Here is a 13,884-nt window from a genome sequence, read left to right on the forward strand (position 1 = left end):
CTGTGCCGGGGTAAAAATCAAGGGAAAGGTTGGAAACGGCTGTTAAAATCCGGACGATATTAAAAAATCCCCCTCGCCGCAGGCAAGGGGGATTGAAGATACAGAATCTTGTCCGGGTGATTATTCGGGCTTGATCTTGATGTCCATTTTGTTCATGGCTTCAACGATCTTGTCGCTGATATCAGCGGCTTTGTCGTAGCTGACAGCGGTTTCCACTGAAAGAATGGCGGAATAGCCGTTTGCAGTGCGGTACTCGTCAACAGCCTTGGTGAAACCGTTCTGCAGGGCTTCGATGATTCTGTTCTGCTCGGCACCCATCTTGGTCTGGTATTCGCCCAGTGCTTCCTGGAATTTGCGGGTATTCTCTTCAGTCTGGTTTCCGGCCATGGTTTTCTGCATTTCAGAGAACTTGTCCTGGAATTCCTTACCGGCGGTCTGCAGATATTCCATACCCTCTGCTCCGGCCTTGCACTCTTTGAAAACCCTGTTAGTATCTACGAAGCCGATTTTTGCTCCGGAAGATGCCTGCTGCTGACAACCTGCAATAAATGCGGCCAGCACAATAAGAAGTGTGAACCTGATTGTTTTGTTGAACATTAATAGTCTCCGTGTGTTTAAATTATTTATTTGGGTTACTATCTATAAACAGGCAAAAAAATTCTGTAAAACAAAATGCGGCCTGTTGGCAAGAAATAGAAAACCCCAATTTAAAGGATATGGACATTTCCGAAAATTAGGTTAGAGTGATTTTCGGAAACGAACATTTTACAGTCAGGTCAGCTGTATGGTTATTGGGAATATCAGGGAAGAGGGAAATCTGCTCAATTAAACAACCTTGAGGAAAAAAACAATGAGAACCAAAGTAGTTGCCACTCTTGGACCGGCTTCCGCCAATGCCGAAACCATTACTAGAATGGTTAAAAACGGAGTAAGAATCCTCCGCCTTAATTTTTCACATTCGGACGCAGCCAGCTTCCGTCCGGTTATCGCCCTGATCCGTCAGGTGGAAGAAGAGCTTTCAATTCCCCTGACCGTTATGGGTGACCTTTGCGGTCCCAAAATCAGGGTCGGTGAAGTTGCCGGTGCACCTCATGAGATCGATGCATATTCCGATGTCTGCCTCGGACTTCCCGAGGAAGCTGATAAGGCAACCGGACTTCCCTTTATCCCTCTGGACCAGCCGGAACTGCTGCTTGGTCTTGAAGACGGCATGGAAGTTTCGCTCAGCGACGGCATGCTCACCTTCATTGTTACCGAAACCATGTCCAAGGACCGTCTTTACAAGATGCAGTCCCAGAATGCCGGTATTCTTTCCTCCCGCAAAGGCATCACTTTCCCCGGCAAGCATATCGCTCTGCCTGCTTTCACCGAAAAGGACAAGGTTGATCTGGACGGCTGCATCGACATCGGCGTAGACGCGATTGCCATGTCTTTCGTACAGACTGCGCAGGACGTTGAAGATGTGCGTGCCGCCATGCAGAAGCGTGGAGTATGGCTGCCCATCATAGCCAAGATTGAACGCCAGAATGCTGTGGACAATATCGAATCCATCCTCGCTGTGGCGGACGGCATCATGGTTGCCCGCGGTGACCTCGGCCTTGAGTGCAAGCTCTCCACTGTGCCCGTAATCCAGAAAAAGCTCATCAGGGCCGCACGCCATGCCCAGAAGCCGGTTATCGTTGCCACCCAGATGATGCTTTCCATGGTCAAGAACCCCATCCCGACCCGTGCGGAAGCCAACGACGTGGCCAACGCAATCATGGATGGCGCCGACTGCTGCATGCTTTCCGAAGAAACCGCCATCGGTAACTATCCTGCCGAGGCCGTCGGTTACATCCGCGAAATCGCCGAGGGAACCGAGCCCTACTATCTTGAGCGTATCAAAGGGCCCTACAAACCGGCAAATGAAGGTGTAAACCCGGTCAAGTACCTGAGCTACTCCGCATGTCTGCTGGCCGAAAACATCGACAGCCCGGCTATTCTCTGTCACTCCACCAGCGGCGCTTCCGCAAGACTGGTGTGCAGCCGCAGACCTGCGCAGCCTGTGTACTGCCTGACTCCGGACCAGAGTGTGCCTGCGTACCTGAACTTCTTCTGGGGAGTGATTCCGGTCATGACCGATTCTTCGCTGCCCAGCCACAGGGATCGTCTGGTAGCCTTCCTTGAAGGCAACAAGGGATTTCCCAGAGGCAGGGGCTATATCCTGGTTTCCGGCCAGCCTACCCCCGGCCAGACCGCACCGCAGACAAACGAAGTTAAGCTTTACTACAAGTAATTCTTTTTCGAATATGAAAACAGAAACTCCCGGACCCTGACGGATCCGGGAGTTTTTTTATGAATCGGTTTCCTGAATGCTGTTCTTGATAAGCCCGTAGAAAGTTGAGGCTCCTGACTGGAATTTCCAGCCCAGATGGGCACTGCACAGGGCGCAGGCCCCAATCTGCCATGTGTGCCCGGCAAACCAGCTGAATTCAGATGATGGCGGGCTGGCTGTCATGCAGCCAGGCGCTGAGGAGAAACAACGCAGCTCGAAAACGTAACCGTGCGGATTGAAGAAAGAATGTTCATGGCTGCCGTTCACCCGGATGGCAAAGGACGCATCGCATATTTTGAACCCGCATTCCCGGCAGACTATTTTCTTCTTGCCGGGAGCGTCGTCCAGAGCGGATTCGTCTTTGGCATCAAGATCCCCTGAAGGTGGGGGCGGGGCCGTTTTCAGCAGGCTGATTGGGTAGATTGGATTTTCCATGGAATAACCATACATCCAAATGAAAGAGAATTCCATAGCCCAAAGAAAAAGGCTGCTTTCATTTGAAAACAGCCTTTGATCTATCTGGCTCCCCGGGAGGGACTTGAACCCCCAACCTAGTGATTAACAGTCACCCGCTCTGCCGATTGAGCCACCGAGGAATGTGGTGTGTTGTTCGGTTTCCCGCTGCAACGAAGATTTTTTTACGGATTTGCGGTGAACTTGTCAAACATTATCTGAAGTTTAATTGCTGTTTTCAGTTGCAAGGCATATTTCCGTCTCAGCTTATAAGGCGGGTTTGAAAAAGCTATACTCATAGATGGACTGATGCTATTAAATTGGCAGTTCTGTGCTCTTGTTTACGTTCGGAGGTTTTCATGGAGCTGGTAATGTTGATTCCACGGATCTGTCTGACCTTCATTCTGGTAATCCTGCTGCATTCGAATGCATATGCTTCAGCCCCGGTCAAAATTGTTTCGGTAATGTATCCTCCGCTGACATTTGATAATAATGTTCCCGGATTCGGCGAGGGGATGTTGCGGGACATTGTGACTGAATCGTTCAATGCTGTCGGGCTGGAGGCTGAATACGAACTGCTGCCCATGTCGCGTAATGTCTGGTCCATTAATAATCATGTCAGTGAGGCCTGCATAGGGGCAATGCAGTGGTTCCGGGAAAGCGGGGATGAGGCTGATGTTGATTGCATTGATCTGGTCAATCTGAGTTTTGTGGCTTTTTATAAGGTAAAACATTTTCCTGATGGCATGAATTTCAGCAATCTGGATGATCTGAAAGAGTTCCGGTTTGGCAATGTCAGGGGCAGCAGCAGTCAGCGCACCCTTGATGAAGCCGGATTAACGACCGACCTTACCAGAAACATTACGTTGAATTTCCTTAAACTTGATGCCGACAGGTTTGATTTTGCCGTGGCGTTCAGGGTGACAGGAGAATATCTGATCACGGAATTGTTTCCGCAACGGGTAGCTGAATTCGCTTTTGTCCCTAAGTCGTTGTTGAAGATGCCCCTCTCAATGATTTTCAGGAAAGAGAAGCGGGTGTTGAAGAAAGGGTTTGTTGAAGGGTTGAATGAAATAGTCCGCAACGGGACGTATTATTCCATCCTTGAGCGTTACTACGGTAAGGGCAGAGTTCCTGAAGACGTAGTCCCGGAGCCGTTAAGGAATCTTACGGGAATGGTTTCGCGGGTTAAGTAGAAGGGGGCGAAATATTTATGTTGCTGTTTACACAAAGAAAAAGGCTGCTTTCATTTGAAAGCAACCTTTGATTTACCTGGCTCCCCGGGAGGGACTTGAACCCCCAACCTAGTGATTAACAGTCACCCGCTCTGCCGATTGAGCCACCGAGGAATATTGTGTGCTGCGCTATTGCGCTGCAACGAAGATGGTTTCTACGGATTTGTTGTCCGGTTGTCAAACGTTATCTGGAAATTAATGCAACTTTTTTTAATAGTTGTGTTTTTTTGAAGACAGGCGGAAATCGGATGAGAAGATAAGGGCTCTTTTGCCTATATATTAATGATGGGGTAGGAAGACTCGGTGACTTTGGGCTCTGAAATCGTTGCCGGTTGGTGGAGCAGACTGTCTTTACGGTTTTCTGAAATTAGACTGGATCCGCTCACTTGGCCGTTGAAGGGAAAATCAGACTTCCCGAAAATCGGCGCACCACAAAAGGAGAAGGCTGCTTTCTGATGAAAGCAGCCTTTGAACTATCTGGCTCCCCGGGAGGGACTTGAACCCCCAACCTAGTGATTAACAGTCACCCGCTCTGCCGATTGAGCCACCGAGGAATAATGTGTGCCGCACTATTGCGCTGCAACGAAAAGGTTTGTACGGATTTGAAGTGCAGAAGTCAAATCTTTTTTTGAAAAAAATTAAAATTACTGATCCGGCCTTTAAGATATGTACTTTCTTGACGACACAGGGTAATTAGCTTAGGCAATCAACGGATCTTGTAATTATCTAGACTTTATTCGGTTATGGAGAATTAATAACTTGAGCGGCAAGAATAAGCAAATCAAGCTCGCAACCAAATCAGAGCACGTGGCAACCTTTATGCCCATGCTTGAGGCTCTGCAAGCTCAGAACGAACTCAATCAGGTTCTGAAGAATCGCGTGGAGAAAGCCTGCGGACTTCTTGATGAAGGCGTGCAGCTCTATCCCAACAACTTCAGTAAAGATACAGATGTCTCAGAAGTATGGGACAATTACGACTCTCTCGGAGGCGAAGAGCTCGAAGCTCTTGGCAAAAAATTCAAACTCGCGGGCAGGGTTATCACCCACCGCTCCTTCGGTAAGGTCGCATTCTTTCATCTTCAGGACCCTACCGGCAGGATTCAGGTCTATGTTGCCCGTGACGAAATCGGTGCAGACCTCTACAGCATTTTTAAGAAATTCGACATCGGTGACATTGTCGGAGTTGAGGGCGAACTCTTCAGAACCAAGACTGACGAGTTGACTCTCAAAGCGGACAAGGTTGACCTGATTACTAAATCCATGCGTCCGCTTCCCGAGAAATATCACGGACTTAAAGACGTGGAGACCAGATACCGCCAGCGTTATGTTGACCTTATCGTTACTCCGCGCGCCCGTGAGATCTTCCAGAAGCGTACCCGCATTGTCCGCGCTATCCGCAATTATCTCGACAGCAAAGGGTTCATGGAAGTGGAAACTCCCATGATGCAGCCCATTCCCGGCGGCGCGGCGGCCAAACCTTTCATCACCCACCACAACGCGCTGGATATGCAGCTCTATCTGCGCATTGCGCCGGAGCTCTACCTGAAGCGTCTGCTGGTCGGCGGATTTGAGAAGGTCTACGAAATCAACCGTAACTTCCGTAACGAAGGTATATCCATCAGGCACAACCCTGAATTCACCATGCTTGAGTTCTACTGGGCTTATGCCAACTTTCATGATCTCATGGATCTTACCGAAGAAATGGTTTCCTCCGTCTGCAGGGAAGTCAACGGCGATACTGTCATCGAATATCAGGGCGAACGCATTGATTTGACCCCCGGTGCATGGCACCGCGTGGCCTTCCATGAGTCCCTTGAGACAATCGGTGAGGTTTCTCCTGAAATTTATAATGATTACGATAAGTGTAAGGAACTGGTTAAAAAGCTCGGTGAAAAGGCAGTAGAAGGCGAAAAGCTCGGCAAGCTGCAGTCCAAGCTGTTCGACCTGCTGGTTGAGCCCAAGCTGATCCAGCCGCACTTCATCTATCATTACCCGACTGATATTTCTCCTCTTTCCAGAAGAAATGAAGAGAATCCCGATATTACTGACCGTTTCGAGCTGTTCATTTACGGCCGTGAACTGGCCAACGCATTCTCCGAGCTCAACGATCCCGTTGACCAGCGTGTGCGTTTCATGGAACAGGTCGCGGAAAAAGAGGCCGGTGACGATGAAGCCCACTTCATGGACGAGGACTATGTCCGCGCCCTTGAATACGGCATGCCCCCGGCGGCTGGACAGGGTATAGGCATTGACCGTCTGGTCATGCTCCTGACCGACAGTCCCTCCATCAGGGAGGTCATCCTGTTCCCGCTCCTCAGAACCGAAGCAGCCGGAAGCAGTAGTTAATGAAGTTTGAACTCTTCGTCGCACTGCGCTACCTGTTCACCCTGAGAAAGAATTCCTTTATCTCGGTGATTTCTCTTTTCGCAGTCTGCGGCGTGGCAATCGGGGTTGCGGCCCTGATTGTGGTCATCGGCGTGATGAACGGTTTTTCAACCGATCTCAGGGACAAGATTCTGGGCGTTAACGCACATGTCATTGTCAGCGCTTACGACGGAACCCTGGACAATTATCACCACATGACCCAGATAATCGAGCAGATACCGGGCGTTACAGGAGTAACGCCCTTTATCTATTCTGAGGTGATGCTTTCCACCAGTGGCGGGGTCAAGGGCGTGGTTCTGCGCGGGGTTGATTCCCATACTGCCAAGGGAGTGCTCAGTCTGCCGGGTGATATGGTCTCCGGGAGTGTTGACTGTCTCGGAAAAGATAGTAAACTGCCTGAAATAGTTATAGGAACACAGCTCGCACAGCGTCTGGGACTGGTCATAGGGGATACGGTCAACCTGCTTTCCCCATCAGGAACACGCACTGCAGCCGGATTTACCCCGAAAGTTCGGGTGTTTAAGGTCGGAGGAATCTTCCGCACCGGCATGTTCGAGTATGACTCCTCACTTGCTTACATCAGCAACAGTGCGGCTCAGAAACTGCTTGGTTTCAAGAGGGATTTCGTTTCCGGTCTTGAAATTCGTCTCGCAGACGTATATGCAGTTGATAAGATAGATAAAGTGCTTGAGCAGAAGCTCGCCGGCTATCCGGTGCAGATCAGGAACTGGCAGGAAATGAACGCCAACCTGTTCGCTGCCCTGAAGCTGGAGAAAACAGCCATGTTCATCATCCTTGCGATGATCGTCATGGTCGGTTCTTTCAGCATCATCACCACCCTGGTAATGCTGGTAATGCAGAAGACCAGGGATATTGCAGTGCTGATGTCCATGGGAGCCACCTCAGGCAGCATAAGAAGAATTTTCATGCTTCAGGGCACCCTGATCGGACTGATCGGGACCTCGATCGGCTACCTCATCGGGGTACCGGTTGCGCTCCTGCTTAAGAAATATCAGTTCATCAAGCTGCCCAGCAACGTTTATCCGGTGGATTACCTTCCCATACGGATGGACTGGCTTGATCTTGTAATAATTGGTGTTGCGGCGTTTTCGCTCTGCTTTCTGGCTACCCTGTATCCGGCAAAGCAGGCGGCTCGTCTGGAACCTGCACAGGCATTGAGATATGAGTAAAGTTCTTTATGAGCTCAGGGACGTCGTCAAGGAGTACGAGGGACCTACCGAAACTGTGCGTGTTCTGGATCATGTCGATCTTGAGATTGATTCCGGCGAGGCGCTGGCCATCATGGGATCATCCGGTTCGGGCAAGACCACGCTGCTGCATATTTTAGGCACTCTTGATACCGTCTCAAGCGGGACAGTCAATTTTGCCGGAATGAATATCAACGGAATGACACCGGAGAAACGGGCCGAAGTAAGGAACAGGGAAATCGGTTTCGTTTTTCAGTTTCATCATCTTCTCCCGGAGTTTACCACTCTGGAGAATGTCGCTCTTCCTGCCATGATGGCAGGGATCGGTCAGAGGGAAGCCTCTGACATGGCCCGAGAAGCCCTGGAACTGGTTGGGCTTGCAAACAGGCTGGAGCACAGGGTGACGACCCTGTCCGGCGGTGAAAGGCAGAGGGCAGCCATTGCGCGTGCCGTACTGCTCAAGCCTAAAGTACTGCTTGCTGACGAACCAACCGGAAACCTGGACGAGAAAACAGGGATGATGGTCGGCGAAATGCTGGCTTCCCTTAATGAAGAGCTTGGAATGACGCTTGTTATTGTGACCCACAATATTGAGTTGGCCGGCATGATGAACCGCCGGCTTGAGCTGCGTTCCGGAGAACTGTATGCCCAGAACTAGATTTCTGCTTTTACTGATTGCGGCGACTCTTGCCTTCATCTTCAATTCCGGGACCGCAAGGGCCCAGGCCCAGGAAGCCTCGGGCATTGTCATTGCGGTTCTTCCCTTTGAGGTGAACGCTGATGCAGACGCCCAGTATCTAAAGGAAAGCCTGCCCACCCTTATCTCCGACAGGCTGCGCGAAGCTGGATTCCGCGTTGTGGGTCAGGACCGGGTAATGCAGCTTGTGGACGAGCAGGGCTTTGAGTACCTGAACCTGCAGGCCGCCAAGGATATGGCTCTGCTGGCCGGAGCTGGATATTCGCTCTACGGCAGTTTCAGCCAGATCGGCGAGGACCTGAGTCTGGATGTCCGCCTTGTTGAAGCTTTCGGCCTGAAACAGGCCGTTCCGCTTTTCGTCTCCAATAAAGGGCTGATCAACCTTCTGCCTGCTGTTGACGAACTGGTTTCCAAAGTCAAACTGGAACTTCTGAGTCAGGACAAGATTGCAGCGGTGGAAGTCCGCGGCACGCGAGTGCTTGATAAAGACGTCATCCTCATGCGTACCGGCATCAAGACCGGAGACATCTATACCCCCTCCAAAATCAACGCCGACCTCAAGAACATCTACGCACTCGGCTATTTCGACGACGTAAAGGTCAACGTGACCGATGTGCCCGGCGGCAAGAAGATAATTTTCGATGTGAAAGAGAAACCGCGTATTCAGGCTATCACTGTCCTCGGCGCGGACGCTATTGATTCCGAGGATATTCTGGCTGCGGTCAACACCAAGAAAGGTGCTGTCCTCAACCCCAAAGTCCTTTCTGACGACCTGAATACCCTGCGCGAAATGTACCGCAAGGAAGGGTACTACAAGGCCAAGATCGACTACAAAGTTGAGGGCGAAGGCCCGCAGGCCCGCTTGAACCTGAATATTGAGGAAGGCAACAAGCTTTATATCGAAGGCATCAACATTGAAGGCGCAAAGCAGCTTGATCCCGACGAGATCAAGGCCCAGCTTGCCCTTACCGAGCGCGGCTGGCTCTCCTGGTTCACCAAGACCGGCGTACTCAAGGAAGAACTTCTTGAGCGCGATGCCGCTGCAATTCTGGCCTATTACGGAAACCGCGGCTTCATTGAAGCCAAGGTTGGTGAGCCGGAGGTAGAGATCAAGGATGACGGTATCTACGTTACCTTCAAGGTCTCCGAAGGCGACCGCTACAAGGTCGGCTCAGTGGCATTCCGGGGAGATCTCATCGTCAAGCAGGCCAGACTGCGTGAGCTGATTGCAGCTGACGATATGGCCGACGGAGCCGAGTATCTCGACAGATCCGTTCTGCGTGAAGATATGAAGGCCCTGTCCGACTTCTATTCCAACTACGGCTATGCCTATGCCGAAGCCAATATCCAGATGGATCAGGATATGGAGAACAAGACTGTGGCCATCACCTTTGTGATGAGCAAACGTCAGAAAGTCCATATCCGCAGGGTTGTCATCGAAGGAAACTCCAAGACCCGCAACAACGTAATTCTGCGTGAAATGCGTCTTGCAGACGGCGACCAGTTCAGCGGCTCCAAACTTCAGCGGTCCATCGTACGCCTAAACAAGCTGGATTACTTCAGCGAGGTTGACATTGAACCCGTACCTACCGGGGACCCCAGTGAAATGGACCTCAAGGTCAAGGTAAAAGATAAAAACACCGGTATGGTCAGCGGCGGTATCGGGTACTCCACCTCCGACGGTGTGTTCGTTTCCGCAAAGATCACCGAGCGCAACCTGTTCGGTCGCGGCTGGAACTTCAGCCTCAACGGCGGATGGAGCTCCAAGAACATCAGTTACGGACTTGATTTCTACAACCCGCGTCTCAACGACTCCCGCTGGGGCGGAGGTTTCGGTACCTACTGGCGTAACGAAGACTACGACGATTACGACAAGGAAACCATCGGTGGTGTTGTTTCTGCCGGGTATCCGCTGGGTGAGTACACCAACTTCCTGACCAGCTACCGTCTGGAGCACTATAACGTTACCGACGTTGCCGCTAATGCTGCCAACGACATCAAGAAGATGGAAGGGCCCAACTGGTCGAGTGTTGTTTCAGGAACACTGAAGCGAGATACCACCAACAAGGCTTTCAACCCGTCCACCGGTACCTTGAACGAATTCACCGTGGAAATGGGCGGCGGCATACTGCTCGGTGACGACTCCTTTGTAAAGTATACCTATGATTCCAACTACTTTACCCCCGTATTCTGGGATCTGGTCTTCCACTGGAAAGGTAGTCTCGGCTTCATTCACGATAACTTCGGCGGCGGGGATATCCCTTCCTTTGAAAGATTTTACCTCGGCGGCATCAACAACGTCCGCGGTTACTCCAGCAGGATGATCTCACCGCGTGACACTTCCTCCGATGACCGTATCGGTGGTAACAAGATGCTTTACATGAACTTCGAACTGCTGTTCCCCATCAACGAAGAATTCGGCCTCGTCGGTGTGGCCTTCTACGATATGGGTAACGCCTGGAACGACGGAGAGAACTTCTTCTACGACACCAAGCAGGAAGACGGACAGGACCTGATGCTCGGTCTGTACAAGAGTATCGGTGCCGGTATACGCTGGTTCTCGCCCATGGGACCGATCAGGGTTGAATACGGTTACGGTCTCGACAAGCTGAAGGACAGCAGCCGACATAAGATCGAATTCTCAATGGGACAGTTCTTCTAGTAGAATTTGACTGGAAACGATGTTAAACAGGGCATGTCGGTACTTACCGGCATGCCTTTTCGACTGAATATATCCGCAAGGAAAGAAAGGAGTTATTTAAATGCGTAGAATTCTTTTTGCAGTATTGGTTCTGGTTCTTGCTTTTCAGGCCCAGGCTTTTGCCGCCGGTCCCCAGAAAATAGGCGTTATTTCTATGGCTAAACTGATGCAGGATTCCGAAGCAGGACAGGACATTCAGGGCAAGCTCAAGAAAAAAGTCGATGCTGTTACCGAGCAGCTCAAAGGTAAGCAGAAGGAGCTTGAAGAACTGAAAGCAGCACTGCAGAAGCAGAACCTTGTTCTGTCCCTTGAGGCAAAACAGGATAAAGAACTCGAGCTGAAGCGCAAATATCGTGACTATCAGGACCTGGCTCAGGCTACCCAGCGCAAGGTTCAGCTTGAAGAAAGAAAGCTCAGCGAGCCCCTCTTTGAAATGATCAAGAAGGTTGTAACCGAGTACGGCAAGAAGAACGGTTATGCCGCTCTTTATGACAAGGGTTCCTCCGGATTCCTGTATGTTGACGACTCAATGGATGTTACCAACGAAGTTCTGCTTGAACTGAACCGTGAATTCAGAGCAGGCAAGAAGTAGGCGTTTATGCTGCTTTCCGAACTTGCAGGTCTTCTGGGCCTCAAACATTCCGGCGTCGACAGGGATATTACCGGGCTGAACACCCTTGAGCTGGCCGGACCGACTGAGTTGTCTTTTCTGGCCAATGCCAAGTATGAACCCATGCTCAAGACTACCAGAGCAGCTGCAGTGGTGCTCGAAGAGAAGTACGCCGACCGCGTTGAATCTGCCCTGATCAGTGAAAATCCGTACATGGACCTTGCAAAGGCCATGCATGTCTTTTCCCGTCCTCAGGGTTGCCTTGAGGGAATCCACGCGCTTGCCTTCATCCATGATGAGGCGGAAGTCGATGCATCCGCTACCGTCTACCCGTTTGCCTTCATCGGCAGGGGAGCGAAAATCGGACCGAACTGCAAGGTGTTCGCCGGAGCATATATCGGCGAAGATTGCGTTCTCGGACCCGGATGCATTGTCTATCCCAACTGTTCCATCATGGCCGGTACTGTCATCGGTACCGGGGTCATTCTCCAGCCCGGTGCTGTGCTCGGTGGAGACGGATTCGGTTATGCGCAGGTTTCAGGCAAGCACATGAAGATCCCCCAGATCGGCACAGTCGAGCTGCAGGACCATGTTGAGATCGGTGCAAACGCCTGTATTGACCGCGCTGCCCTTGACGTCACCAGAATCGGGGCCGGCTCCAAGATCGACAACCTTGTCCAGATTGCCCATAACGTGACAACCGGAGAAGACTGTCTGGTCATTTCCCAGTCAGGCGTTGCAGGCAGCACCAAACTCGGAAAAGGCGTAATTCTTGCTGCCCAGGCCGGTCTTGTCGATAACATCACCATCGGAGATGGTGCAGTGATCGGTGCTCAGGCAGGGGTTACCAATGACATTCCCGCCGGTTTCATGGGCGCTGGTTCACCGATTCAGGAAAAAGGACGATTCCTGCGAGCTTCGGTATATTATAAGAAACTGCCCGAAATGGGTAAGCAGATATCCGCTCTTGAGAAGCGCATAAAGGCTCTTGAGGCGGAACTCAGCAGAGGAAAAGAAAGTGAGTAAAGACGCTCTTGAATTTATTGATATCAGGAAGATCATGGAAATGCTTCCCCACAGGTATCCTTTCCTGCTGGTGGACAGGGTCGAAGAGGTCGTTCCCGGTGAAAGTATCCGTGCCTACAAGAACGTAACCGTTAACGAGCCTTTCTTTCAGGGCCATTTTCCCGGACTTCCGGTTATGCCCGGTGTCCTCATTGTTGAAGCTCTTGCTCAGGCCGGTGGTCTGGTCGTGCTCAGCACCGGGGAAATCGATACCAACGATAAGGTCTTTCTCTTTACCGGTATCAACAAGCTCAAGTTCCGTAGGCCCGTTGTCCCCGGAGACAAGCTTGTTCTTGAGGTAAACGAAGTTAGAAGAAAAATGAACATCTGGAAAATGACTTGCGTGGCCACCGTTGACGGTGAAGTCGCTGCTCAGGGTGAAGTTGCCGCCGCTATCGTCGATAAGGAGGCCCTGTAGTGGCAACCGAAATCCATCCCAGTTCCATCGTCGATCCCGGCGCACAGCTGGGTGAAAACGTCAAGATCGGCCCCTTCTGCGTTGTGGAACGCAATACCGTGATTGGCGATAACTGCAGTCTTGATGCTTACGTGCAGATCAAGTCTTTTACCCGCATGGGTAGTGGTAACGTTGTTCATACCGGTGCAGTTCTCGGCGGTCCTCCTCAGCACCTTGCTTTCAAGGAAGAGGAAACCACTGTTGAAATCGGCGATAACAACATTTTCCGCGAATACATGACTGTACACCGCGGCACAGTGCAGGGGCACGGCAAAACTGTCATCGGCAACAACTGCATGCTCATGGCTTATGTCCATGTTGCCCATGACTGCACACTTGGCAACCATGTGATCATGGCCAACGCATCCAGCCTTGCCGGCCATGTTGAAGTGGGCAATCATGTCACCATCGGCGGCATGTCCGGTATTCATCAGTTTGTGCGTATCGGAGATTATGCGTTCCTCGGTGCCATGTCCGGCTTTGCCAAGGATCTTCCTCCGTATATGCTTGCTACCGGTGTCCGGGGCTTGCTGCATGGGCCAAACTCCATCGGCCTGCGCCGTCACGGGTTTGATTCCAAGACCTGCATGGCTATCAAGAAAGCTTACCGCATTATTTTCCGTTCCGGCCTGACCAAAGAGGAATCTATTGAGATGGCGGAAAAGGAATTTTCAGAAGTGCCTGAAGTGACAACTCTTATTCAATTCATTCGCTCCAGCGAAAGGGGCATATGTCCGGCCGACCGCGGTCCTGAATAAG

At 51.2% G+C, this 13,884-nt stretch carries 12 protein-coding genes and 3 tRNA genes; 10 read left to right on the plus strand and 5 right to left on the minus strand.

What is annotated here, in order from left to right; all coding sequences use genetic code 11:
• Positions 1–120: 120 nt before the first annotated feature.
• Positions 121–597, minus strand: coding sequence for an OmpH family outer membrane protein (locus N7E73_RS15335; RefSeq protein WP_432735779.1), 477 nt, complete (start codon positions 595–597; stop codon positions 121–123).
• A gap of 253 nt (positions 598–850) precedes the next feature.
• On the opposite strand from N7E73_RS15335, the gene pyk reads away from it, so the two are divergent.
• Complete coding sequence (gene pyk, locus N7E73_RS15340; protein ID WP_432735780.1) at positions 851–2,275, plus strand: pyruvate kinase; 1,425 nt, start codon at positions 851–853, stop codon at positions 2,273–2,275.
• Between the two features lie 57 nt (positions 2,276–2,332).
• Here the strand turns inward: pyk and N7E73_RS15345 are convergent, their stop codons facing one another.
• Together N7E73_RS15345 and N7E73_RS15350 are read right to left on the minus strand one after the other, a co-directional pair.
• Complete coding sequence (locus N7E73_RS15345) at positions 2,333–2,749, minus strand: cereblon family protein (RefSeq protein ID WP_432735782.1); 417 nt, start codon at positions 2,747–2,749, stop codon at positions 2,333–2,335.
• Positions 2,750–2,834: 85 nt separating this feature from the next.
• Positions 2,835–2,910: transfer RNA gene (locus N7E73_RS15350), tRNA-Asn, on the minus strand.
• Positions 2,911–3,126: 216 nt separating this feature from the next.
• Between N7E73_RS15350 and N7E73_RS15355 the strand changes: the two genes are divergently transcribed.
• The gene (locus N7E73_RS15355) at positions 3,127–3,963 is read left to right on the plus strand and encodes a substrate-binding periplasmic protein (RefSeq protein ID WP_432735783.1); all 837 of its coding nucleotides are present in this window, start codon (positions 3,127–3,129) and stop codon (positions 3,961–3,963) included.
• A 77-nt stretch (positions 3,964–4,040) separates the two neighbouring features.
• On the opposite strand, the gene N7E73_RS15360 is transcribed toward N7E73_RS15355, so the two are convergent.
• Together N7E73_RS15360 and N7E73_RS15365 are read right to left on the minus strand one after the other, a co-directional pair.
• A tRNA-Asn gene (locus tag N7E73_RS15360) sits at positions 4,041–4,116 on the minus strand.
• 364 nt (positions 4,117–4,480) lie between these two features.
• Positions 4,481–4,556: transfer RNA gene (locus tag N7E73_RS15365), tRNA-Asn, on the minus strand.
• A 271-nt stretch (positions 4,557–4,827) separates the two neighbouring features.
• Here N7E73_RS15365 and lysS point away from each other — a divergent pair.
• The 8 genes from lysS (at position 4,828) to lpxA (ending at position 13,883) form a co-directional block, all read left to right on the plus strand.
• Positions 4,828–6,348, plus strand: a complete 1,521-nt coding sequence (lysS, locus tag N7E73_RS15370; protein WP_432738878.1) for a lysine--tRNA ligase — start codon at positions 4,828–4,830, stop codon at positions 6,346–6,348.
• Entirely contained in the window at positions 6,348–7,577 is a 1,230-nt protein-coding gene (locus tag N7E73_RS15375) for a lipoprotein-releasing ABC transporter permease subunit (protein WP_432735784.1), read from the plus strand. The genes lysS and N7E73_RS15375 overlap by 1 nt, the downstream gene beginning before the upstream one ends.
• Positions 7,570–8,253 (plus strand): ABC transporter ATP-binding protein, encoded by a 684-nt coding sequence (locus N7E73_RS15380; RefSeq protein WP_432735785.1) that lies wholly within the window; start codon positions 7,570–7,572, stop codon positions 8,251–8,253. Before N7E73_RS15375 ends, N7E73_RS15380 begins: the two co-directional genes overlap by 8 nt.
• Complete coding sequence (gene bamA / locus N7E73_RS15385) at positions 8,240–10,954, plus strand: outer membrane protein assembly factor BamA (protein ID WP_432735786.1); 2,715 nt, start codon at positions 8,240–8,242, stop codon at positions 10,952–10,954. The genes N7E73_RS15380 and bamA overlap by 14 nt, the downstream gene beginning before the upstream one ends.
• Before the next feature lie 100 nt (positions 10,955–11,054).
• Positions 11,055–11,585, plus strand: a complete 531-nt coding sequence (locus N7E73_RS15390) for an OmpH family outer membrane protein (protein WP_432735787.1) — start codon at positions 11,055–11,057, stop codon at positions 11,583–11,585.
• 6 nt (positions 11,586–11,591) lie between these two features.
• On the plus strand, positions 11,592–12,629 hold the full coding sequence (gene lpxD / locus N7E73_RS15395) for a UDP-3-O-(3-hydroxymyristoyl)glucosamine N-acyltransferase (RefSeq protein ID WP_432735788.1): 1,038 nt from the start codon (positions 11,592–11,594) through the stop codon (positions 12,627–12,629).
• The gene (gene fabZ, locus N7E73_RS15400; RefSeq protein WP_432735789.1) at positions 12,622–13,086 is read left to right on the plus strand and encodes a 3-hydroxyacyl-ACP dehydratase FabZ; all 465 of its coding nucleotides are present in this window, start codon (positions 12,622–12,624) and stop codon (positions 13,084–13,086) included. Before lpxD ends, fabZ begins: the two co-directional genes overlap by 8 nt.
• Positions 13,086–13,883, plus strand: coding sequence for an acyl-ACP--UDP-N-acetylglucosamine O-acyltransferase (gene lpxA / locus N7E73_RS15405; protein WP_432735790.1), 798 nt, complete (start codon positions 13,086–13,088; stop codon positions 13,881–13,883). Before fabZ ends, lpxA begins: the two co-directional genes overlap by 1 nt.
• The last annotated feature ends 1 nt before the right edge of the window (position 13,884 follow it).

It is taken from the genome of Maridesulfovibrio sp. FT414 (assembly GCF_050916235.1).
Taxonomy (GTDB): Bacteria; Desulfobacterota; Desulfovibrionia; order Desulfovibrionales; family Desulfovibrionaceae; genus Maridesulfovibrio.